Here is a 20,848-nt window from a genome sequence, read left to right as displayed (position 1 = left end):
GGTATGTCCATAAACAGCAAAAAGGAAGGGAAAAAACCTCTCCCGGAGAGGGAGAGGTCAGGGGCGGTCCAGGATGGCCCGGACCTGCTCGCCGGGCAGCATTCCAATGGGAGTCAACGGGGCGGGCGGCACATCGCAGGGGGCGATGGCCTTCTCGAACCAGAGCAGGTCGATCCAGCGGCCGTTTTTGTAGCCCGCGTTCCGCTGGACGCCCATCACCCGGAAGCCCAGGGAGGCGTGAAGCCGCTCGCTGGCGGGGTTGGGGCTTGCCACCAGCCCGTAGACCGTCCGCACGCCCTGGAGCCGCAGCAGATCCATCAGCGCCCGGTACATCCGGGCGCCCAGCCCCTTTCCGGCGGCGCTGGGGTGGAGGTAAATGGAGAGTTCCGCCCCCCAGGCGTAGGCGGCCCGCTCCGCAATGCGGTGGGCATAGGCGTAGCCGGTCACAGCGCCCTCCTCCTCTGCGGCCAGATAGGGGTAGATGCGGGAGATGGAGTCCACCCGCCGGGCGAATTCCTCCACGGAGGGCAGCTCGTATTCAAAGGTGATGCTGGTGGGGATGGCGTGCTGGTAGACAGCCAGCAGGGCGGGGACGTCCCCCTGTCCGGCAAAGCGCAATGTCATGATGCGTTCTCCTCCTCCCGGAGCGCGGGGAGCACGGCGGTGATCCGGGTACCCACGTCGGGGCGGGACGCCACCTCAAACCAGCCGCCATGGCGCTCCACGATCCATTTTGCGATGGACAGCCCCAGGCCGGTGCCGCCGGTCTTCCGGTCCCGGGACAGATCGGTGCGGTAAAACCGGTCGAAAATGTGGGGGATGCCGTCCGGGGGGATGCCCATGCCCTCGTCCTGCACGGTGACCCGGACCTGCTCCCCGCTTCCCGACACCCGCAGATACACCCGGCCCTCGGCGGGACTGTACTTCAGGCTGTTGTCCATCAGGATGCGCAGGACCTGCTTGATCAGGCCGGGGTCAGCATATATGCTGACGGGGTCCTCCCCCCAGCGGGGGAGGAAGGTGCGCTCCGGATGGATCATCTCCTCCTCCCGCAGCACCTCGCCGGCCAGATCGGTGAGGTCCAGCCGCTCCATCTTCACCGGCTGGGAGTCGTTGTCCCCCCGGGCCAGGAAGAGCAGCTGCTCCACCAGCCGCTCCATGGAGGCGGCCTCCCCGCGGATGGCGTCGATGGACTCCTGCAGAGCCTCCGGATCGCTCTTTCCCCACCGGTCCAGCAGGGCGGAGTAACCCTGGATGACGGCGATGGGGGTGCGCAGCTCGTGGCTGGCGTCGGAGACAAAGCGCATCTGGGCGCTGTAGGCCTGGTTCACCCGGTCCATCATCTCATTGATGGACTGGGCCAGGGAGCGCAGCTCCTTCTGGGTGGGGGGCAGATCGATGCGGCTGTCCAGATGGGTGGCGTCGATCTTGTCCAGCTCCCCGGCCAGGCTCTCGATCTCCCGCTTGGACATGTGGGCCATGGAGTTCAGCCGGGCGGCGGCAGCGGCCAGGTCCTGAATGGGCCGCAGCACCTTGCGGATGGAGCGGCCTCCCCGGAACAGGTTAGAGATCAGAGACAGCCCCTGGCAGATCAGAATGACGACGCCCGCCCAGTACATGCTGGCAAAGATGCCGGAGGTGTCCACCGTGACGGCGTAGGGCTGACCGCCGTTGGGCATTTCGATGGTATAGTAGCTTGACACGTCCCAGGAGCGCAGGCCCGGCTCTGTCTCATAACGGGGCAGATAGGGGGGTTCCAGACCCTCCGGCTCCCGGTCCAGGGCGGTGATCGTGTAATCACTGGCCTCCATCCAGGCGATGGTGTCCGCAGAGGGGACCCCCCGGATGGCTACCAGGTTCACCACATCGGCGCAGCGGTTTTCAGCGTAGAGAAAGATCCCCAGCATGGCCAGCGTCAGCAGCAGCAGGTCCATCGCGATGAAAATGCCCAGCTGCCGCAGGAAAAATCCGATGTTCAGCCGCAGAGCCAGGGAGGAGTCCCGGGCGGCGGCGATGGGGTCCGCCGGGGGCGGGGTCTGAAAGCGGTGCTGAATGCGGGGCATAGGATTCACCTCCTGAAAGGCCCCCTTCGCAAAGGGGCGCCGCCCCCGGGGCGGTGGAGGGCTTCTCCTGCCGGGACGCATCTGTCTCCTCAGGGAAAACCCTCCGGCATTTGCTTCGCAATTGCCGCCTCCCTTTGCAAAGGGGGCTTTTATACGTTTTTCATCCAGTCTCTTATGGCCTCCAGGTTTTCGAAGGCCACATAGCTGCCGCCGTGGAGCAGGAAATCCAGATAGCGGTTCTCCTCCGGGGTGCGGCGGCTGCCCTTGTCCTGGAGGGCCTCCCGGGTGGACCGGGTGACCATGTTCACCATGCGGCGTTTCAGCCAGCCCACTTTTTTGGGCGCCCAGCCGCCTTGAAGGTAGAAGATAGGCGCGCCGGGGACATAGTTGGCTTTGGCCAGCGTCTCCAGCACCTGCTGGGAGGCGGGGGACATGCCCACGCCGCAGACCCCCTGGACGGCAAAGGCTTTGACCGCCTGGTCGATGCCGGAGATGTGGCCCGCCATCAGGGGGCCCATGTAGAAGACGGGCTCGCTGACCTTACCCGCCGCCCCGGCCAGGGGGAGAACCTTCATCTGCGCCGCCCTGCCCAGCATGGCGGCGTATTCCTGAGTAAAGCCGGTGTTGGAACGGTATACGATCACCATGGTTCGTTTTCTCCTTATTCCTCTTTGATCACGTAGCCTACGCCCCGGACAGTATGGATGAGCTTCAGCCCGAAGGCGTCGTCCAGCTTGGAGCGCAGGAAGCGGATGTAGACGTCCACCGAGTTGGTCTCCCCCACAAAGTCGAAGCCCCACACCGCGTCCAGCAGGCTCTCCCGGGTGAGCACCCGGTCCTTGTTCTCCAGCAGGCAGCGGAGCAGATCGAACTCCTTCTTGGTCAGCTCCACGTTCTGCCCCCGGACGGTGACCTGATGCTTGTCCACGTCCATGACCAGCGGTCCCGCTGCCAGGGGGACGCTGGGTCCGCTGGGACCGCTTTTGCCGCGCAGGGCGGCCCGGATGCGGGCCAGCAGCTCCTCAATGGCAAAGGGCTTTGTGATATAGTCGTCCGCGCCGGAGTCCAGTCCGGACACCTTATCCACCACGCTGTCCCGGGCCGTCAGCATGATGACCGGCACCTGGCTCTCCCGCCGCAGGCGGCGGAGCACCTCCATCCCGGACAGTTGGGGCAGCATGATGTCCAGCAACACCAGATCGAAGCCTCCGCTCAGGGCCAGCTCCAGTCCGCTCCGGCCGTCCAGCGCCTTTTTGACCTGATAGCCCTCGTAGCTCAGCTCCAGCTCCACCATCCGAGCCAGCTTTTCCTCGTCCTCCACCAAAAGAATGCGTTCCGCCATTTGTCCTCACCTCATGATTGTTTTACGGCTCGTCGGAGTGCCAGTCGTGCTTCAGCTCCTCCATGATCTTGTGCCCCAGGTCGGCGGCGGTGTTGGCCACAGACCCCATGGCGTTGTTGATGTCCTCCCGCTCCAGGTCCGGGCCGGAGAACCGGTAACGGATGCCGAACAGGAGGGCAAACAGCATCACCGGGAGGGTGAACCAGAAGGCGCAGAGCAGCAGCAGGAGCAGGATCAGCACCGGCAGCGCGGTGATGGGCTGGTCGCGGCGCCAGATCTCCAGCTCGTTGTCGATGAGCCAGCGGCGCAGGGTGGTGACAAAGCTCCGCCGGCCCTCCCGTCTGGTCCGGGGCGGCTTGCTTCCCTTCTGCTTTTTCTCTGCCGCCGGCTGAACGGCCAGCGGCTCCGGCGGGGGCGGAGGCGTCTCGCTCCGGGTGGAGTAGTAAGCCCCCTCATCCCTGGGGATGGCCCCCTTCTCCTCCAGATAAATCAGCGCGTCCAGCAGATTGCCGCCGCTGTACTCCAGCGCCTCTTTGGCCTGGCTGTAGCTGACCTTTGCCTTGTCCTTCAAACGTTCCACCATTTCCAATGTGATCTCCATCATAAGGCTCCTTTCTGCGGGCCGGATTCCATTTTGACACTGCTATCATAGCATTGCCGGGTTGAAAGACCGTTTAGCAAAGATTAAGATTTCCTTAAAAATAGAATCAAATAAAGCTGGACAGATAGGATTAGAGGGAAGTAGGCCCGTCAAAACTTACTTCCCTCTAGCCGATTTCGATGTTGCGATCGCCGGGGGCGACATTTGTTTTAATGGCAATGACCACATGTGGTGTAGCCTTGATTTAGTAACTTGCCTTCAGACAAATTAGATGTTGCATAGTTTTGAGGAGCTATTTTAGGGACATCCCGACAATTTGGATAATGTATTTTTTTTGTGCTGGTGTTTAATACCCACTGAGCGCTTGTTTGTTGCTGGTTTTGATTGTTATATGTGTTGAAATTATTTCCATTTCCCGATGATTGGTTGCCGGACGTTGTTTCGTTCACAGAAGGCAATGTCGCTGCCCCGTTGGAGTTTACCTTGTCGCTGGTGTTGGGCGATTGCGCAGGCCCGCTGGTCTGCTCGGACCCTCCGGTGTTGGGAGCCGGTTCCACTGGAGTCTGGGCGGGGGCGGACGGAGCCGCTTCCGGCTGGCTTGCGGCTGGCTGGGTGACGGCGGGAGCCGCCGGCTGCTGATCAAGTACGCTGGCTGGATTGGATGGCCACGTGGTGCTCAGCCAAATGATCGTGCCGTAGTCCTCCTGGACGTTCGGCCCCCGAGCGATTCCGGCGGCAGAAGCGCCCGCGGACTGCTGATTATCTGCGGCGGGCGGGCTCTGGACCGGCTGATCCGCGGTGCCATACACCACCCGCCCCACTCCAAAACCAGCGCCAAAGCCTCCAACGCTGATTGCCGCCGCTGTAACCACCGAAAGTAGGACCGGCAGAACGATGCCGCCGCCTTTCTCGGAGCCTTTTGCCATAAAAACAACCTCTTTCTCTCTATATTCCGAGTAGTTGCTGTTTCTTTAACTCAAAGTCACGCTATATACGATATATGCCCCCTTTCACCTTACTCATGTTATCATAAGTGATTCGCTTAGTAAAGAGAATAGGTCACAAAAATAGTGGTTCGCTTTTGCACAGCATACCAAATTAAAGTGAATCGCTTGATCCGTTTATAATGACAGTAAACCAAAAATGCCGCCGGGCCAGGCGCTTGCTCAAATGATTATACTATGTTATAATCAGAAGCACAACCGGAAGGGGGGAGTTTTATGGAGAAAAAACGCCGTCTTCTTCTGCTGCTGGCGGCGGCGGCGCTGTTTCTGGGCCTCTATCAGCCCATGCCCGCGTCGGCGGCCGCCATCTACTTCACTGGCGTCAACGACAGCGTGGTCCCGCTGACGTCGGACACCATGCCATGCTGGTCGGGGGGGACGCTCTATGTGCCCTACACGGTGTTCAACGCCAACACAAACGGAATCCGGGTGAGCCTGGGACTGGAGACCACCTACAACCGCAATACGAACACCGTCTCCATCTTCAATCTCCGTCAGATGCTCACCTTTGACCTGAATACCGGCATCTGCCGGAATGATATGACGGGAGCCACCTACACCGCCCGGGCCATCATGCGCAACGGAAAGCCCTACGTGGCCCTGAATATTGTGTGCTCTACCTTTGGGATGGAGTACAGCTACACCCAGTTGCCCTATATCTCCCAGGGCTATCTGGTGCGGATCAAGGGGCCTGACACGGTGCTGGATGACGCCACCTTTATCGATGCGGCCCAGCGCCTGCTCAACGACCGCCTGCGGGACTATACCCAGAGCCTCAGCCCTGCGGAGGCGGCCATCCCACCGGGGGGGTCGTCCACCCCCAATCCGGGGACCAGCGCTCCGGATGAGTTGGAGGGAGGCGGCGCCGCCGCATATCTGGCCTTCCGCTGTGAGAGCGCCGGCAGCCTGTCCGCTATCCTGAACACGTTGGACGGAGCCGGTCAGTACGCTCTGTTTTTCCTGTCCCCCCAGGTGATCGAGGAGGAGGGGGATCTGGTCCGCCGGGTGCTGGGCACCGGCCATCTGATCGGCGTTCTGGCCCAGGACGGAGAGGAGGAGACGCTGGAGCGGGGCCGTCTGGCGCTGGAGGAGCTGGTCCACACCCGCACCACCCTGGCCTATGTCCCGGACGGAGCCAGAGCCGGTCTGGAGGAGAAGGGCTGGGTGTGCTGGAAGGAGACGCTGCTCCTGGAGCCGGGGGACGGAGTGGGCGCTACCGCCTTTGCCGGCACGGCGCTGAGCCGTCTGGGGACCCGCCGCCGGGCCGTTTACCTCACCCTGGAGGGGAGCGGCAATACCGCCCGGGTGCTGTCCGCCCTGCTGCGGCAGCTGGAGAGCAGCTACTATACCGTGACGATCCCCCTGGAAACCAAGCTGTAACAAGACCGCCGGCCCTGCCGGCGGCTTTTTTTGGAATCCGCCTTGTCTTTTTCCGGATAAACTGGTATAATAGCTGGAACAATCAACCTAAAATGGGGAGGTGGGCCCTTGGAGGCACCCATTTACCACCTGGAAGGGGTGGTGAAGGCAAAGGAGGAGCACATGGAGGACTTTGTGGGTCCGCTGGACCTGATCCTCCACCTGCTGAGCAAAAACAAGCTGGAGATTAAGGACATCCAGATCGCCCTCATCCTGGACCAGTACATGGAGTGGATGAACCGGCGGAAGGAGCTGGACCTGGAGGTGGCCAGCGACTTTGTGACCATGGCCTCCCACCTGGTTTATATCAAGACCCGCATGCTCCTCTCCATCCACGACGAGGAGGCCATCAGCGAGATGGAGCAGCTCATCGCCACCCTGGAGGCCCACCAGCGCAATGAGAATTATTTGAAGATCAAGGCGGTGGCCCCCGCCCTGGACAGCCGCTACCAGATCGGCCGGGACTATCTGACCAAGCAGCCCGAGGCGGTCCAGCCCGATAAGATTTACCGCTACGTCCACGACCGGGCGGACCTGCTGAAGGCCATGGCCGCCGTGTTGGGCCGGCTGGACAACAAGCTGCCGCCGCCGGTGTCCGCCTTCCAGGGCATTGTGGGCCGGGAGCCATACCCCGTGGCCGATAAAGCGGGGGAGATCATCCACAAGCTGATTCAGTTCGGCGTCACCCGGTTCCGGGCCCTGTTCAAGGGCAGCCGCAGCCGGTCGGAGGTGGTAGCCACCTTCCTGGCGGTGCTGGAGCTGTGCAAGGCCCGCCGCCTGCTGCTGGCGGGGACGGAGTCGGACTGCACCGTCACCTGTACCCAGGAGGAGGGCGCGGTGGAGTTTACGTCGGAGAATTATTGAGTGTCAGGAGGTGCCCCTGCGTGGAAGTGAAAGAGTTGGAATCCGCTCTGGAAGGGGTGCTGTTTGCCGCCGGGGAGCCGGTGCCGGTGGAGCGGCTGTGTCTGGGCCTGGAGGTGGACCGGCCCACCCTGGACGCGGTGGCCCAGCGGCTGATGGACCGGTACAGCTATGACCGCCGGGGGATCCGGCTGGTGAGGCTGGATACCAGCTACCAGCTGTGCTCTGCACCGGAGTTCGCCGGATACATCCGAAAAACTCTGGAGAGCCGCAAGCCCGCCCGGCTGTCCCAGCCGGCGCTGGAGGTGCTGTCCATCATCGCCTACTACCAGCCCGTCACCCGGGCCTACGTGGACCAGGTGCGGGGAGTGGACAGCTCCTACACCATGGGCCTGCTGCTGGAGCGGGAGCTCATTGAAGAGGCGGGCCGTCTGGCGGTGCCTGGCCGGCCGGTGCAGTTCAAGACCACCAAAAATTTCCTGCGCTCCTTTGGTCTGTCCAGCCTGGAGGAGCTGCCCGAGCTGCCCAACCAGTCCCAGGAGGGCAGCCAGCTCACCCTGGAGCTGGAGGCCAGCCTGGCCCGCCTCCGGGGGGCGGAGACGCTGGAGGAGGACGAAGCTGTTCCTCCCTCTGAGCCGCCGGAGGAACCGGCGGAGGGGACGTGAAGGCCGTCTTTATCCTGGCTGTGATCCTCCTGGTCCTGCTCCTGCTGGGACAGGTCCGGGTGGGCGGCCGGGCGGAGTTTAACGCGGAGGGATTTTTCCTGTGGCTTCGCCTGGGGCGGTTCCGCATCAAAATCCTTCCGATGAAGCCAAGAGCGGAGCGGCCGGCAAAGCCCAGGAAAGCGAAAAAACCAAAACAGCCGGAGCCGGAAAAGCCCCCCGTGCCGCTGCCGGAGAAGCTGGGCGGCGCGCTGGAGTACGCAAAAGCTCTGCTGCCGGTGGCGCTGGAGGCGGCTGGCAGGATGTGGCGGGGCCTGCGGGTGGACGTTCTGGAGCTGGAGCTGACTGCCGGCGGGTCCGATCCGGCGGACGCGGCCATGCTCTACGGCTATGCCAACGCCGCGCTGGGCGGGCTGTGGTTCCCGCTGACCACCGCCTTCCGCGTGAAGGACGGCGCCGCCCGGGTGAAACTGGACTTCGACGCCCCGGGTATGACGGTGTACGGCACAGCGGAGCTGTCCATCAAGATCGGGACGGCGGTATGGACCGGCCTGCGGGCCGGCTGGAACGCATTGTTCAGGGTTCTTGCCGCAAAGAAGCGGCTGAAATTAAAACGACGGCAGAGAAAGGCGGCATGACCGATGGAACAGGAGAAGAAAAATTCCCTGGGCGAGCTGATGAAGATCACCATGGAGCATATCAAGACGATGGCGGACGCCAACACCATTATCGGGACCCCGATTCACGCCGAGGGGGTCACGCTGATCCCCGTGTCCCGCATGTCCTTTGGCATGGGGGGCGGCGGCAGCGAGTTCACCACCAAGGCAGGCGCCCCGAAGGAGAACTTCGGCGGCGGCAGCGCGGCCAGCGCCAAGCTGGAGCCGGTGGCCTTTCTGGTGGTCCGGGAGGACGGCAGCGTAAAGCTGCTCCCCGTCTTCCCGCCCGCCGCCACCACGGTGGACCGGGTCATTGAGACGGTGCCCGAGGTTGTGGACAAGGTGACCGGATTTATCGAGAAGCAGCAGGAGAAGAAGGCTCGGAAGGAGCCGGAAGGGGATTTTGCAGAATAAAAAATTCCCTGGAAACAAAGGTCAAAAGCCGCTCCATACTATTGCTATCTACGAAAAAGAAGGTGGCAGTGTTGAAGCGACTTTTTTCCGCGGCCCTGATTGGGGCGCTGCTGTGGTGGACTCCCCCCGCCGTCCGGGCGGAGGGGGCTCCTCCTGCGGTCTCCGCCGCCAGCGCCGTTCTGATGGACGGGGAGACCGGGCGGGTGCTCTGCGAAAAGGACGGCCGCACCCCCCGGCTCATCGCCAGCACCACCAAGCTGATGACCGCTCTGGTGGCGCTGGAGTGGGGATGCGATCTGGAGGAGCCGGTGGTTATCCTCCCGGAGTGGACGGGCATCGAGGGCTCCTCCGTCTATCTGCGCCCTGGGGAGGAGATCACCCTGGAGGCGCTGCTCTACGGCCTGCTCCTGCGCTCGGGCAACGACGCGGCTCTGGCCATTGCCGGGCACTGTGGCGGGACGGTGGAGCATTTTGTGGCCCGAATGAACCAAAAGGCCCGGGAACTGGGGATGACGGACAGCTCCTTTGCCAATCCCAACGGCCTGGACGCGGAGGGGCACTGCGCCAGCGCCTACGACATGGCTCTGCTGGCCCGGGCCTGTCTGGAAAACCAGGAGCTGGCCAAAATTGCCGCCACCAGATCCATCACCTTGGGTACCCGCACCTTTACCAATCATAACAAGCTGCTGTGGCGGTATGAGGGCTGTGTCGGCCTGAAGACGGGCTACACCGAGCATGCGGGCCGGACCCTGGTGTCCGCCGCCCGGCGGGACGGGGTCACGCTGATCTGCGTCACCCTCAACGCCCCCAGCGACTGGGCCGACCATACCGCCCTCTTCGACTGGGGCTTTTCCAGCTATGAGGCCCGTACCCTGGTCCAGGCGGGGGAGCGGGTGGGCCAGCTGCCGGTGTCCGGCGGGCTGATCCCCGTCTGCTCCGTCCAAACGGCGGAGGGGCGGACCGCCGCCCTGGCCCCCGGCGAGCCGGTGGAAGCGGCCTACGAGCTGACCGAACAGGTGCTCGCCGCGCCGGTGTCCGCCGGGACGCAGGTGGGGGAGGCGGTCTATTCGGTGAACGGGACCGAGCTTGCCCGGGTGCCGCTGGTGGCCGGAGAGCAAGTCCCGGACGCGTCAGCGCCCGAGAGAGGAGTACGCCTGTGGAGGAACGTCTTCAAAAACTGATTTCCGCCTGTGGTCTGGCCTCCCGCCGGGCGGCGGAGGGGTGGATCGCCGCTGGCCGGGTGACCGTCAACGGGGAGAAGGCCCACCTGGGGGACCGGGCGGACCTGGGCCGGGACACCGTCCTGGTGGACGGCAGGCCCCTGGAGCCGGGCGGCGGCCGGACCTACCTGATGCTGAACAAGCCCAGAGGATATGTCACCACCCTGTCCGACGAGAAGGGACGGAAGACAGTATCTGATCTGGTGGAGGGCTGTGGCGTCCGGGTGTGGCCGGTGGGACGGCTGGATATGGATTCCGAGGGCCTGCTCCTGCTCACCGACGACGGCGCCCTCACCCATCAGCTCCTCCACCCCAGCCATGAGGTGGAGAAGGAGTATCTGGTGTGGGTGTCGGGCAATGTGAACAAGGCCCTCCCCATCCTGTCCGCCCCCATGACGCTGGACGGCGAACGGCTGGCACCCGCCAGGGTGCGGCGGGGCCGGGACAGCGGCGGGGTGCACCAGCTTTCGGTCACCATCTGCCAGGGAAAGAACCGGCAGGTGCGGCGGATGTGCGCCCAGGCGGGGCTGGAAGTCCTGCGGCTCAAGCGCATCCGGGAGGGGACCCTCCCCCTGGACCGGGGACTGAAAGCGGGCCAGTGGCGGCCTCTCACCCGGGAGGAGCTGCTGGCGCTCACCGGGCCGTTAAGCGACACCTGAGCGCCCTTGGGGAACAGGATACGAAGCCCCTTGGAAAATCTCTTGCATTTTGCCCGGAAATCGGGTATGATGATGGGTGTTGATATGACTGGGAGGGGACGCGCCATGAACCGAGATATTTTGACCGTCATACAGGAAAATGTGCATGCCTTTTCCAAGGGCCAGCGGAAGATCGCCAGCTTTATCCTGGAGTCCTACGACAAGGCCGCCTTTATGACCGCCAGCCGTCTGGGCAAGCGGGTGGGGGTGAGCGAATCCACCGTGGTCCGCTTCGCCTTTGAGCTGGGCTACGACGGCTATCCGGACATGCAGCGGTCCCTCCAGAAGATGATCCGCAACCGGCTGACCACCGTTCAGCGCATCGAGGTGACCAACGACCGGCTGGGCGACCGGGACCTGCTGTCCATGGTGCTCCAGTCGGACATCGAAAAAATCCGGCAGACCCTGGAGGAGCTGGACCGGGAGAGCTTCGACCGGGCGGTGGAGGCCATCGTGTCCGCCCGGAAAATCTATGTGATCGGGGTGCGTTCCTCCGCGTCCATCGCCTCTTTCCTGTATTTTTATTGCAATCTGATCTTTGAAAATGTGGTGCTGGTCTCGGCCAACACCGCCAGCGAGATCTTTGAGAGCCTGCTCCGGGTGGGGGAGGGCGACGTGGTGGTGGGGATCAGCTTTCCCCGGTACTCCAGCCGCACCGTTCAGGCCATGAGCTTTGCGCGGGACCGGGGAGCCACCACTGTGGCCATTACCGACAGCGAATCCTCCCCTCTGGCCCCTATTTCCAGCTATACCCTGATGGCCCGCAGTGACATGGCCTCCTTTGTGGACTCCCTGGTGGCCCCGCTGTCCCTGGTGAACGCCCTGCTGGTGGCGGTAAGCCAGCGGAAAAATGAGGATGTGGCCCACACGTTCCATACGCTGGAGAAGATCTGGGACGAGTACAACGTCTACGAGAAGGTGCCCGAATGAAGCGCCCTGATATCGTGGTAGTGGGGGGCGGAGCCGCCGGCATGATGGCGGCCATCTGCGCCGCCCGGCAGGGGGCGTCTGTCACGCTGGTCGAGCGCAACCAGAAGGTGGGCCGCAAGCTGTACATCACCGGCAAGGGCCGGTGCAACGTGACCAACCACTGTTCCCCCGAGGAGGTGCGCGCCGCCACGCCCCGGAACGGGAAGTTTCTCTGCAGCGCCCTGGAGCGCACCCCTCCCGCCTGGGTGGAGGCGTTCTTTGAGGAACTGGGGGTTAAGCTGAAGGTGGAGCGGGGCAGTCGGGTCTTTCCCGCCTCCGACAAGTCCGCCGATATCATCGACGCGCTGTTTTTCGAGCTGAAGCGGCTGAACGTGTCCATCGTCCATGACAGGGTATCGGGCCTCTGCCTCCAGGACGGCAGAGTGCGCGCCGTGGAGATGGGGGAAGGCAGGGAGCTAAGCGGCATCCCCTGCAAGGTGGTCATCCTGGCCACCGGCGGGCTGTCCTACCCCGCCACCGGCTCCACCGGCGACGGCCTGTGGATGGCGGAGGAGCTGGGCCACACCTTGGTTGACATAAAGCCCTCCCTGGCGCCCCTGGAGTCCCCCGACCCTTTCTGCGCCCAGATGCAGGGCCTGGCCCTGAAAAACGTGGTGCTGACCGTCAAAAATCAGAAAAAAAAGACGGTTTTTCAGGAGCAGGGGGAGCTGCTGTTCACCCACTTCGGCCTGTCCGGGCCGCTGGTGCTGTCGGCCAGCGCCCATATGCGGAATTTTGACAAGGAGCAGTACACCTGCGCCATCGACTTGAAGCCCGCCCTGGACGAGGCCACCCTGGACGCCCGCCTGGTGCGGGAGCTGTCCGCCGGGGCCAACAAGGACATGGACAATCTCCTGGGCGCGCTGGCACCCCGCCTGCTGGTGCCCGTCCTGCTGGAGCGGGCGGATATCCCAGGAAATAAAAAGGCTCACGACCTGACAAAACAGGAGCGCCGCCGGCTGCTGGAGCTGTTTAAGTGTTTCCCCGTGGCGGTGTCCGGCCCCAGGCCGATAGACGAGGCTATCATCACCTCCGGAGGGGTGAAGGTGTCCGAGGTGGACCCCAAAACCATGCAGTCCAAAAACGTCCCTGGCCTGTTCTTCGCTGGGGAGATGCTGGATGTGGACGCCTACACCGGCGGGTTTAACCTGCAGATCGCCTGGGCCACCGGCCGGGCGGCGGGGGAGGGCGCGGTCAAGTATTTGGAGGAGACCCATGGAGCAAAGGAATTCTGATGTGAAGCTGGGCCGGTTTTTGAGCCTGGTCCTGCGCCACGACCCCGGCGCGGCGGGGATCACTCTGGATGAGCACGGCTGGGCGGATGTGAATGAGCTGCTGGCCGGGGTGAACCGGACCGGACGGCGCATCGACCTGCCCACCCTGGAGCGCATCGTCCGGGAGAACAACAAGCGGCGCTACGCCTTCAGCGAGGACCACACCAAGATCCGGGCGAATCAGGGCCACTCCATTCCGGTGGATGTGGAGCTGAGGGAGGAGAAGCCGCCCCGGTATCTGTACCACGGCACCGCCACCCGGTTCCTCCCCGCCATCCAGGGGGAGGGCATCCGGCGCATGGGCCGCCAGTATGTCCACCTCTCCGGGGACTTTGAAACTGCTATGGCGGTGGGAAAGCGCCACGGCATCCCTGTGGTCATTACCATCGACGCGGCGGCGATGGCCCGGGACGGCGTGACCTTCTACCGTTCTGAAAACGGCGTCTGGTTGTGCGAGCATGTGCCCGCCCGGTATTTTTTGACGTAGGGCGGTTCTGGAATGGCGGTACATCCATTGGAATCTAACGTTTCAGTGGCTGAGAGGACTTTTTATGGATACAAGCGTGCCGCTTGAGGTATACGTATTCGCCGGTTCTTCCGGCGTGACCACCCACTGCCTGCTGGGCCGGAACGAGGCATCAGCGGGGCGCGAAGGAAGGCTTAGGAAACGGAGCGGTCATCATGAAGGTTAAGAGCATTGCCATCGACGGGCCCGCCGGGGCGGGGAAGAGCACCCTGGCCCGGAGGCTGGCAGAAAAGCTGGGCTATATCTATGTGGACACCGGGGCCATCTACCGCACGGTGGCGCTGAAAGTGCTGTGGGAGAAGGCGGACCCCGCTGATCCGGCCCAGGTGGTCCCTCTGCTGGAGGGGCTGGAGATTCACGTGGGCTACGAGGACGGGGTGCAGAAGATGTACCTGGAGGGGGAGGACGTGAGCGGGGCCATCCGGCGGCACAAGGTGTCCGGGGCGGCCTCCCAGGTCTCCGCCATCCCGGAGGTGCGCTCCTTCCTGTTGGAGTTCCAGCGGAAGCTGGCCCGGGAGAGCAGCGTGGTCATGGACGGCCGGGACATTGGTACGGTGGTGCTGCCCAATGCCGATGTAAAGATCTTCCTTACCGCCGCCCCGGAGGCCCGGGCCCGCCGCCGCCTGCTGGAGCTGGAGCAGCGGGGAGAGCCGGCGGACTATGAGTCCATCCTCCGCGACATCCGGGCGCGGGACTATCAGGACGAGCACCGCCCCATCGCCCCCCTGAAACAGGCGGCGGACGCCGTCCTGCTGGACACCACCCGGCTGAATCTGGACCAAAGCCTGGATAGGCTGCTGTCCCTGGTAAAGGAGAAGATTGCCCTGTGAGCGAAGAGACAACGGTTCAAAAGGCCGCGCCCAAGGAGACGCCTGAGCAGCGGAAGAGGCGGATGGACTGGTTTTTCCACTTTTTGTACATTATCATCTGGCCCTACTTCCGCCTGATCCACCCGGTTCACGCGGTGGGCCGGGAGAACATCCCGGAGGGCGCGGCGGTGGTCTGTCCCAACCACACCACCGCCGGAGACCCCTTCTATGCCGTCTTCGCCTTCGGCTACAGGTGGCCCATGCGGGCCATGGCCAAGGTCCAGATCATGCGGGTGCCCTTCATCGGCTGGATCTTGAGCAAGGCGGGGGTTTTTGGCGTGGACCGGGACACCACCGATGTGCGGGCGGTGCGCACCGCCATGAAGTTCCTGAAGGAGGGCGACAAGCTGCTTATGTTCCCCGAGGGCACCCGGGTCCACGACGGAGAGGACGTCCAGGCCAAGGTGGGGGCGGCCCTGTTTGCCACCCGGACGGGCGTGCCCCTGCTGCCGGTGTACATACAGCGAAAAAAAAAGCGGTTCCGGCGTAATACCGTGGTGATTGGGGAACCCTATTATCCGAAGTATGAGGGCCGTAAGCCCTCGGCAGAGGAGCTCCAGGTCATGGCACAGGAGCTGATGGACCGGGTCCAGGCCCTTGGGGAGGGCGTGGGATGAGGAAAATCGTGCTGGCCAAGTCTGCCGGCTTCTGCTACGGCGTCCGCCGGGCGGTGGAGCTGGCGGAGGAGAAGGCCGCCCAGGGCATTCCCTGCGTCATGCTGGGCCCCATCATCCACAACAGGGATGTGATCGACCGTCTGGCCGCCCAGGGGCTGCGGGTGGTGGACCGTCCGGAGCAGGTTCCCGACGGCTCCGCCGTCATTATCCGCTCCCACGGGGAGAGCCGGGCCGTCCACGAGCATTTCGCATGGCGGTGGATCGAGGTCTTCGACGCCACCTGTCCCAACGTCACCCACATCCATCAGATTGTGGAGGAGGCGGAACTCCGGGGCCGTCAGCCTGTGATCGTGGGCACGCCGGACCATCCGGAGGTGCTGGCCATCGCGGGATGGTGTAAGGCGCCAGTGGTACTTTCCGGAGAAAAAGATCTGGAAAAATGGCTGGAAAGTGGGGAAAACCGCAACAATTTACCCCTTACGTTTGTTTCTCAAACCACATCCACTCAGAAAATTTGGGAAAATTGCGTGAAAAAAGCAAAAAAACTATGTACAAACGCGGAATTTTTTGATACAATATGCGGAGCGACGTCCAAACGCCAGGAGGAGGCCCGCCAGCTGGCCGCGCAATGCGGCCTGATGGTAGTGGTGGGCGACAGGCAGAGCTCCAACACCAAACGGCTCGGGGAGATCTGCCGGGAGTCCTGTCCCGAGGTCCTGCTGATTGAGCGGGCCGGGGACATTGAACTTGACCGGCTGCCTCAAGCGGATATGGTCGGCATCACGGCGGGCGCATCTACGCCTGCGTGGATAATAAAGGAGGTCTTTGACAAAATGAGCGAAGAAATTTTAGAGATGGACAAATCTTTCCAGGAGATGCTGGAGGAGTCGTTCAAAACTTTGAATAATGGAGATAAGGTTACCGGCACCGTTGTGGCCATCACGCCCACCGAAGTCCAGGTGGAGCTGGGCATCAAGTACCCCGGCTACATTGCCCTGACCGAGCTGAGCGACGATCCCACCGTGAAGGTCGAGGACATCGTGAAGGTGGGCGACGAGATCGAGTCCATCGTCATGCAGGTCAGCGACCGGGACTGCATGGTCAAGCTGTCCAAGCGCCGCCTGGACATCAACAAGGGCTGGGAGGAAATCGAGGCCGCCCGGGAGAACGAGACCGTGGTGGAGGGCTTCGTCACCGAGGACAACAAGGGCGGCGTGGTCGTGTCTGTCAAGGGCGTGCGGGTGTTCGTCCCCGCCTCCCAGACCGGTCTGCCCCGTGAGACTCCCATGAGCGCGCTGCTCAAGCAGAAGGTCCGCCTGGTCATCACCGAGGTTAACCGGGCCCGCCGCCGGGTGGTGGGCTCCATCAGCCGGGTCACCCGTGCCGAGCGGGCCGCCGCCGCCGAGAAGGTCTGGGCCGAGATCGAGGACGGCAAGCGCTACACCGGCACCGTGAAGTCGCTGACTTCCTACGGCGCTTTCGTAGACATCGGCGGCGTGGACGGTATGGTCCACATCTCTGAGCTGTCCTGGAGCCGCATCAAGCACCCCTCCGAGGTGGTCAAGGTGGGCGACACCGTGGATGTGTACGTCATCTCTGCCGACAAGGAGAAGAAGAAGATTTCCCTGGGCATGAAGGACCACAGCCAGGACCCCTGGACCGTGTTTACCACCACCTATCAGGTCGGCGACACCGCCAATGTGCGGGTGGTCAAGCTGATGACCTTCGGCGCCTTTGCCGAGGTGGTCCCCGGTGTGGACGGCCTGATTCACATCTCCCAGCTGGCGGACCACCGGGTGGAGAAGCCCGGCGACGTGGTGGCCGAGGGGGACAAGGTGGACGTGAAGATCACCGATGTGGATATGGAGAACAAGAAGATCTCCCTGTCCATCCGCGCCCTGCTGGAGCCCTCCTACGATGAGGAGGGTGAGGAGCCTTCCATCGAGGAGTAAGCCGGCCCTTTCGCGCAATGATCGACAATAAAGCCCTCAGCACCGAAGCGGCCCGAGCCGCTTTCTGGTGTTGAGGGCTTTTCGTATCAGCTCAGGCGTTTTGGTTCGAGCCGAAGGACAGAACGTCCTCCAGTTCCGCCTGAAACAGTGCTGTTCTGTGAAGGCGGCTGGAAATTAGCGGAAAAAATTTTGGAAATCGTTTGTTTTTCTCTTGCAAAAACAGGATAAAATTGTTATAATGTAACTGGATTCATATAGACAGAACTGGAAAAAGCCGAGAGTCGGATGAGAGAAAGTGAGGTAAGAGGTGTTCCAGATCGGGGATAAGGTGGTCCATCCCATGTATGGGGGCGGCGTTGTGGAGAGTATCGTCCAGAAGACGGTGGATAATGTGGTGCGGGATTATTACATCCTCCAGCTGCCCAACCGGTCTATGGTGGTGATGGTCCCCACAGAGAATTGCGAGGAGATTGGTGTGCGTCCGGTGGTGGATGAGGAGCAGGCGGATAAGGTCCTGGCCGCCATCCCAGAGATTCAGGTGGAGATGACAGCGAACTGGAACCATCGTTACCGGGAAAATATGGAGCGCATGAAGAGCGGCGACCTGTTTGAGGTGGCCCGGGTGATCAAGGGCCTGACCATCCGGGACCAGAACCGGGGCCTTTCCACCGGGGAGCGGAAGATGCTTCACTCCGCCAAGCAGATCCTGATCTCAGAGCTGGTGCTGTCCAAGAGCGCCAGCTACGAGTCGGTGGAGGAAGAGCTGAATACTGCGCTGGCATAAATATGCGAACAGATCCGGGCGGCCATTTGTTCCGAATTGGAATAAAATGGCCGCTCTGTTTTAGTTGTTTCGCCTGCCGCGTCTGTGCTATAATGGATGCAGAGACGGAAATTGTCGGATAAGGAGCGAGGATCATGGGGCTGTTGTCTCGATTCAGACGGAAGAAAACGGAGGAGGAGGCCAGGTGCTCGGCGGTGATTGTCTCCGCCGGACTGGCCCGGAGGATGGGCGGCATCGACAAGGTGCTGGCCCCCCTGGGGGAGCTGCCGGTGCTGGCGCACACCCTGTACGCCTTTCAGGACTGCGCCGTGATCCACGAGATCATTGTGGTGGCCAGGGAGGACCTGGTGGTGGAAGTCGGACGGCTGTGCAGGGAGTTTGACCTGAACAAGGTGAGAAAGGTGGTAGTAGGCGGGAAGGAGCGCATCCATTCCGTCCAGGCCGGCCTGCAGGAGGTGGACCCGGAGGCCGAGCTGATCGCCATCCATGACGGGGCCCGGCCGCTGGTGACCCAGGCGGTCATCCGGGACGCCGTGACTCGGGCTATGCTGACCGGCGCCGCCGCCCCTGCGCTCCCGCTTACGGACACCATCAAGCGCACCGAGGACGGCCTGGTGGTGGAGACGGTGGACCGCTCCCAGCTGTGGGCGGTCCAGACCCCCCAGGTCTTTGAGGCCGGACTGATACGGGCGGCCACCCAGAAGGCCGTTGAGGACGGGGAGCTGCTCACCGACGACTGCGGCGCGGTGGAGCGGTTGGGCATGAAGGTCACCCTCACCAGCGGCAGCCCGGAGAACATCAAGATCACCACCCCTCTGGATCTGATCCTGGGGGAGGCCATCCTCCAGGCCAGGGTGGACGAGAGCCTGTGGAGGTGCAAGGAATGAGGATCGGCCACGGTTACGACGTCCACCGGCTGACCGAGGGCAGAAGGCTGATCCTGGGCGGGGTGGAAATTCCCTGGGAAAAAGGTCTGCTGGGCCACTCGGACGCCGATGTGCTCACCCATGCCGTGATGGACGCCCTGCTGGGGGCGGCGGGCCTGGGGGATATCGGACGGCATTTTCCCGATACCGATCCCGCCTATGCCGGGGCGGACAGCCTGAAGCTGCTGGCCCATGTGATGGAGCTGCTAGGGGAGCGGGGGTTTTCCGTGGGCAATGTGGACGCCGCCATCCTGGCCCAGCGGCCCAAGCTGGCCCCCTACCTCGCCCAGATGGGGGAAAACCTGGCCCAGGTCATGGGAGTTTCCCCTGACCGGGTCAACGTAAAGGCTACCACCGAGGAGGGGCTGGGCTTCACCGGCTCCGGGGAGGGCATGGCGGTCCATGCGGTGTGCCTGCTGGAGGAGTAGGATCGTGCCCGGCGCCTGCGCGCCGGGCATTGCGCTGCCGGTGTCAACCGCCGGGGCGGCTGCATAAGCTGGTTACGAGAGGGGAACGCCGAGCTCCCCTCCCGGCTATTTCTGCGGGGCGGAACAGTCCCGTCCCAGGAAAGGAACCATGCCATGCTCTATTATCTGATTGTATGCCGCTCGCTGACCTACGCCCAGCGCACCGCCGCGGCGCTGGAGCGGGCGGGCATCACCGCCCGGGTCCTGCGTTCCCCCAAGAGCATCTCGGGAGAGGGGTGCAGTCACTCGGTAAAGATATCCCAGCGCAATCTTCCGGACTCCCTGCGCATCCTCCAGCGGGTGGGCCTGACGCCCAAGCGCATCTTCATCACCGCCGGGGATGGCAGCTACCAGGAGGTGGCGCTGTGATCTATCTGGACAGTGCCGCTACCACCCTGCAAAAGCCCGCCTCAGTAGCCACGGCCAGCGCCTGGGCCATTAACCATCTGGCCAGTCCCGGCCGGGGGGGACACCGTCCCGCTATGGCCGCGGCGGCCAAAGCCTTCGCATGCCGGGAGGCGGCGGCCCGGCTGTTCCATGTGGAAACCCCGGAGCAGGTGGTGTTTACCAGCAACGCTACCCACGGGCTGAACATCGCCATCAAGACCCTGGCCCGGCCAGGGAGCCGGGTGGTGATCTCCGGCTATGAGCACAACGCCGTTACCCGCCCCCTCAACGCCCTGGATGTATCCCTGCGGGTGGCCCGCGGCCCCCTCTTCCAGTGGGAGGCCGTTCTGGAGTCCTTCCGCCGGGAGCTGGACCGGGGCGCCGATCTGGCGGTTTGTACCCACGTGTCCAATGTCTTCGGCTTCATCCTGCCCATTGAGGAGATCGCCCGGCTGTGCCGGGAGCGGGAGGTGCCCCTGATCGTGGACGCCTCCCAGTCCGCCGGCGTTCTGCCGCTGGACTTTACCGCCCTGGGCGCGGCCTTTGCCGCCATGCCGGGACATAAGGGGCTGTACGGCCCTCAGGGGACCGGCCTCCTGCTGTGCGGAGTGGACCCGGCCCCCCTGCTGGAGGGAGGGACCGGGAGCGAATCCAAGCGCCAGTCCATGCCCGAGTTCCTCCCCGACCGGCTGGAGGCAGGCACCCATAACATCGCCGGCATTGCCGGACTGCTGGAGGGCCTGCGCTTCCTGGAGCGCCGGGGGGTGGAGGAGATCGCCGCCCACGAGGCCCGGCTCATCCGCCGCATGGGGGCGGGACTGGGCGAGATCCCCGGAGCGGAGCCCTTCCTGTCCCCGGACCCGGCGGTCCAGGCGGGGGTGCTCTCCTTCCGGCTGGCGGGCCGGGACTGCGAGGAGGTGGGAGAGCTTCTGGGCAGCCGGGGGATGGCCCTCCGGGCGGGACTCCACTGCGCCCCCCTGGCCCATGAGACCGCAGGTACGCTGGAGACCGGCACCCTGCGGGCCAGCGTCTCCGCCTTCAACACCGGCCGGGAAATCGACCGTTTCCTCCAGGCTGTCCAGGAGCTTGCAAGCCGGTAGCGCTTCCCAGCCTCCCTCCTTGAGGGAGGCTTTTTCA

Annotated in this window: 24 protein-coding genes; 18 read left to right on the top strand and 6 right to left on the bottom strand. The window is 63.5% G+C overall.

The annotated features are described in order from the left end of the window. Positions 1-57 precede the first annotated feature (57 nt). The 6 genes from VV088_RS09005 to VV088_RS08980 form a co-directional block, all read right to left on the bottom strand. Entirely contained in the window at positions 58-624 is a 567-nt protein-coding gene (locus tag VV088_RS09005; protein WP_334600363.1) for a GNAT family N-acetyltransferase, read from the bottom strand. Further along, entirely contained in the window at positions 621-2,063 is a 1,443-nt protein-coding gene (locus VV088_RS09000) for a sensor histidine kinase (RefSeq protein ID WP_334600362.1), read from the bottom strand. The genes VV088_RS09005 and VV088_RS09000 overlap by 4 nt, the downstream gene beginning before the upstream one ends. 149 nt (positions 2,064-2,212) lie before the next feature. Next, the gene (locus tag VV088_RS08995) at positions 2,213-2,710 is read right to left on the bottom strand and encodes a hypothetical protein (protein WP_334600361.1); all 498 of its coding nucleotides are present in this window, start codon (positions 2,708-2,710) and stop codon (positions 2,213-2,215) included. A gap of 14 nt (positions 2,711-2,724) precedes the next feature. Next, positions 2,725-3,405 carry a response regulator transcription factor gene (locus VV088_RS08990; protein WP_334600360.1) on the bottom strand — a complete coding sequence of 227 codons (681 nt, stop codon included), beginning with the start codon at positions 3,403-3,405 and terminating at the stop codon, positions 2,725-2,727. A 22-nt stretch (positions 3,406-3,427) separates the two neighbouring features. Then, the gene (locus VV088_RS08985; protein WP_334600359.1) at positions 3,428-4,009 is read right to left on the bottom strand and encodes a hypothetical protein; all 582 of its coding nucleotides are present in this window, start codon (positions 4,007-4,009) and stop codon (positions 3,428-3,430) included. 206 nt (positions 4,010-4,215) lie between these two features. Beyond that, entirely contained in the window at positions 4,216-4,932 is a 717-nt protein-coding gene (locus tag VV088_RS08980) for a hypothetical protein (protein WP_334600358.1), read from the bottom strand. Between the two features lie 294 nt (positions 4,933-5,226). Between VV088_RS08980 and VV088_RS08975 the strand changes: the two genes are divergently transcribed. The 18 genes from VV088_RS08975 to VV088_RS08890 all read left to right on the top strand — a co-directional run bounded on the left by VV088_RS08975 (position 5,227) and on the right by VV088_RS08890 (position 20,811). Continuing rightward, positions 5,227-6,390, top strand: a complete 1,164-nt coding sequence (locus tag VV088_RS08975; protein WP_334600357.1) for a hypothetical protein — start codon at positions 5,227-5,229, stop codon at positions 6,388-6,390. 108 nt (positions 6,391-6,498) lie between these two features. Then, positions 6,499-7,293, top strand: a complete 795-nt coding sequence (locus tag VV088_RS08970; protein ID WP_334600356.1) for a segregation and condensation protein A — start codon at positions 6,499-6,501, stop codon at positions 7,291-7,293. Between the two features lie 20 nt (positions 7,294-7,313). Continuing rightward, positions 7,314-7,955 carry an SMC-Scp complex subunit ScpB gene (gene scpB / locus VV088_RS08965; protein ID WP_334600355.1) on the top strand — a complete coding sequence of 214 codons (642 nt, stop codon included), beginning with the start codon at positions 7,314-7,316 and terminating at the stop codon, positions 7,953-7,955. Then, entirely contained in the window at positions 7,952-8,590 is a 639-nt protein-coding gene (locus VV088_RS08960; RefSeq protein ID WP_334600354.1) for a DUF2953 domain-containing protein, read from the top strand. The genes scpB and VV088_RS08960 overlap by 4 nt, the downstream gene beginning before the upstream one ends. Before the next feature lie 3 nt (positions 8,591-8,593). Further along, positions 8,594-9,022 carry a GerW family sporulation protein gene (locus VV088_RS08955; RefSeq protein WP_334600353.1) on the top strand — a complete coding sequence of 143 codons (429 nt, stop codon included), beginning with the start codon at positions 8,594-8,596 and terminating at the stop codon, positions 9,020-9,022. Positions 9,023-9,093: 71 nt separating this feature from the next. Further along, positions 9,094-10,203, top strand: a complete 1,110-nt coding sequence (locus tag VV088_RS08950) for a D-alanyl-D-alanine carboxypeptidase family protein (RefSeq protein WP_334600351.1) — start codon at positions 9,094-9,096, stop codon at positions 10,201-10,203. After that, positions 10,179-10,901: a pseudouridine synthase gene (locus tag VV088_RS08945; protein WP_334600350.1), complete on the top strand. Its 723-nt coding sequence runs from the start codon at positions 10,179-10,181 to the stop codon at positions 10,899-10,901. Before VV088_RS08950 ends, VV088_RS08945 begins: the two co-directional genes overlap by 25 nt. A 105-nt stretch (positions 10,902-11,006) precedes the next feature. Further along, a complete protein-coding gene (locus VV088_RS08940) occupies positions 11,007-11,870 on the top strand; it encodes a MurR/RpiR family transcriptional regulator (protein WP_334600349.1) in 864 nt (287 codons plus the stop codon). After that, positions 11,867-13,144, top strand: a complete 1,278-nt coding sequence (locus VV088_RS08935) for an NAD(P)/FAD-dependent oxidoreductase (protein WP_334600348.1) — start codon at positions 11,867-11,869, stop codon at positions 13,142-13,144. Before VV088_RS08940 ends, VV088_RS08935 begins: the two co-directional genes overlap by 4 nt. Further along, entirely contained in the window at positions 13,125-13,670 is a 546-nt protein-coding gene (locus VV088_RS08930; RefSeq protein WP_334600347.1) for an RNA 2'-phosphotransferase, read from the top strand. Before VV088_RS08935 ends, VV088_RS08930 begins: the two co-directional genes overlap by 20 nt. 194 nt (positions 13,671-13,864) lie before the next feature. Further along, complete coding sequence (gene cmk / locus VV088_RS08925) at positions 13,865-14,539, top strand: (d)CMP kinase (RefSeq protein ID WP_334600346.1); 675 nt, start codon at positions 13,865-13,867, stop codon at positions 14,537-14,539. Then, complete coding sequence (locus VV088_RS08920) at positions 14,536-15,195, top strand: lysophospholipid acyltransferase family protein (protein WP_334600345.1); 660 nt, start codon at positions 14,536-14,538, stop codon at positions 15,193-15,195. The genes cmk and VV088_RS08920 overlap by 4 nt, the downstream gene beginning before the upstream one ends. Next, positions 15,192-17,147: a bifunctional 4-hydroxy-3-methylbut-2-enyl diphosphate reductase/30S ribosomal protein S1 gene (locus tag VV088_RS08915; RefSeq protein WP_334600344.1), complete on the top strand. Its 1,956-nt coding sequence runs from the start codon at positions 15,192-15,194 to the stop codon at positions 17,145-17,147. Before VV088_RS08920 ends, VV088_RS08915 begins: the two co-directional genes overlap by 4 nt. A gap of 307 nt (positions 17,148-17,454) precedes the next feature. Beyond that, complete coding sequence (locus VV088_RS08910; RefSeq protein ID WP_334600343.1) at positions 17,455-17,931, top strand: CarD family transcriptional regulator; 477 nt, start codon at positions 17,455-17,457, stop codon at positions 17,929-17,931. Between the two features lie 134 nt (positions 17,932-18,065). Further along, the gene (gene ispD, locus VV088_RS08905) at positions 18,066-18,818 is read left to right on the top strand and encodes a 2-C-methyl-D-erythritol 4-phosphate cytidylyltransferase (protein ID WP_334600342.1); all 753 of its coding nucleotides are present in this window, start codon (positions 18,066-18,068) and stop codon (positions 18,816-18,818) included. Further along, positions 18,815-19,285: a 2-C-methyl-D-erythritol 2,4-cyclodiphosphate synthase gene (gene ispF, locus VV088_RS08900; RefSeq protein WP_334600341.1), complete on the top strand. Its 471-nt coding sequence runs from the start codon at positions 18,815-18,817 to the stop codon at positions 19,283-19,285. The genes ispD and ispF overlap by 4 nt, the downstream gene beginning before the upstream one ends. Positions 19,286-19,438: 153 nt before the next feature. After that, a complete protein-coding gene (locus tag VV088_RS08895) occupies positions 19,439-19,693 on the top strand; it encodes a DUF3343 domain-containing protein (protein ID WP_334600340.1) in 255 nt (84 codons plus the stop codon). Beyond that, positions 19,690-20,811, top strand: a complete 1,122-nt coding sequence (locus VV088_RS08890; RefSeq protein WP_334600339.1) for an aminotransferase class V-fold PLP-dependent enzyme — start codon at positions 19,690-19,692, stop codon at positions 20,809-20,811. The genes VV088_RS08895 and VV088_RS08890 overlap by 4 nt, the downstream gene beginning before the upstream one ends. Positions 20,812-20,848 lie beyond the last annotated feature (37 nt).

The organism is Lawsonibacter sp. JLR.KK007 (assembly GCF_036941135.1).
Taxonomy (GTDB): domain Bacteria; phylum Bacillota; class Clostridia; order Oscillospirales; family Oscillospiraceae; genus Lawsonibacter.
Note: the sequence above shows the minus strand (reverse complement) of the source record. Positions and strands in the feature narration are given on the sequence as shown.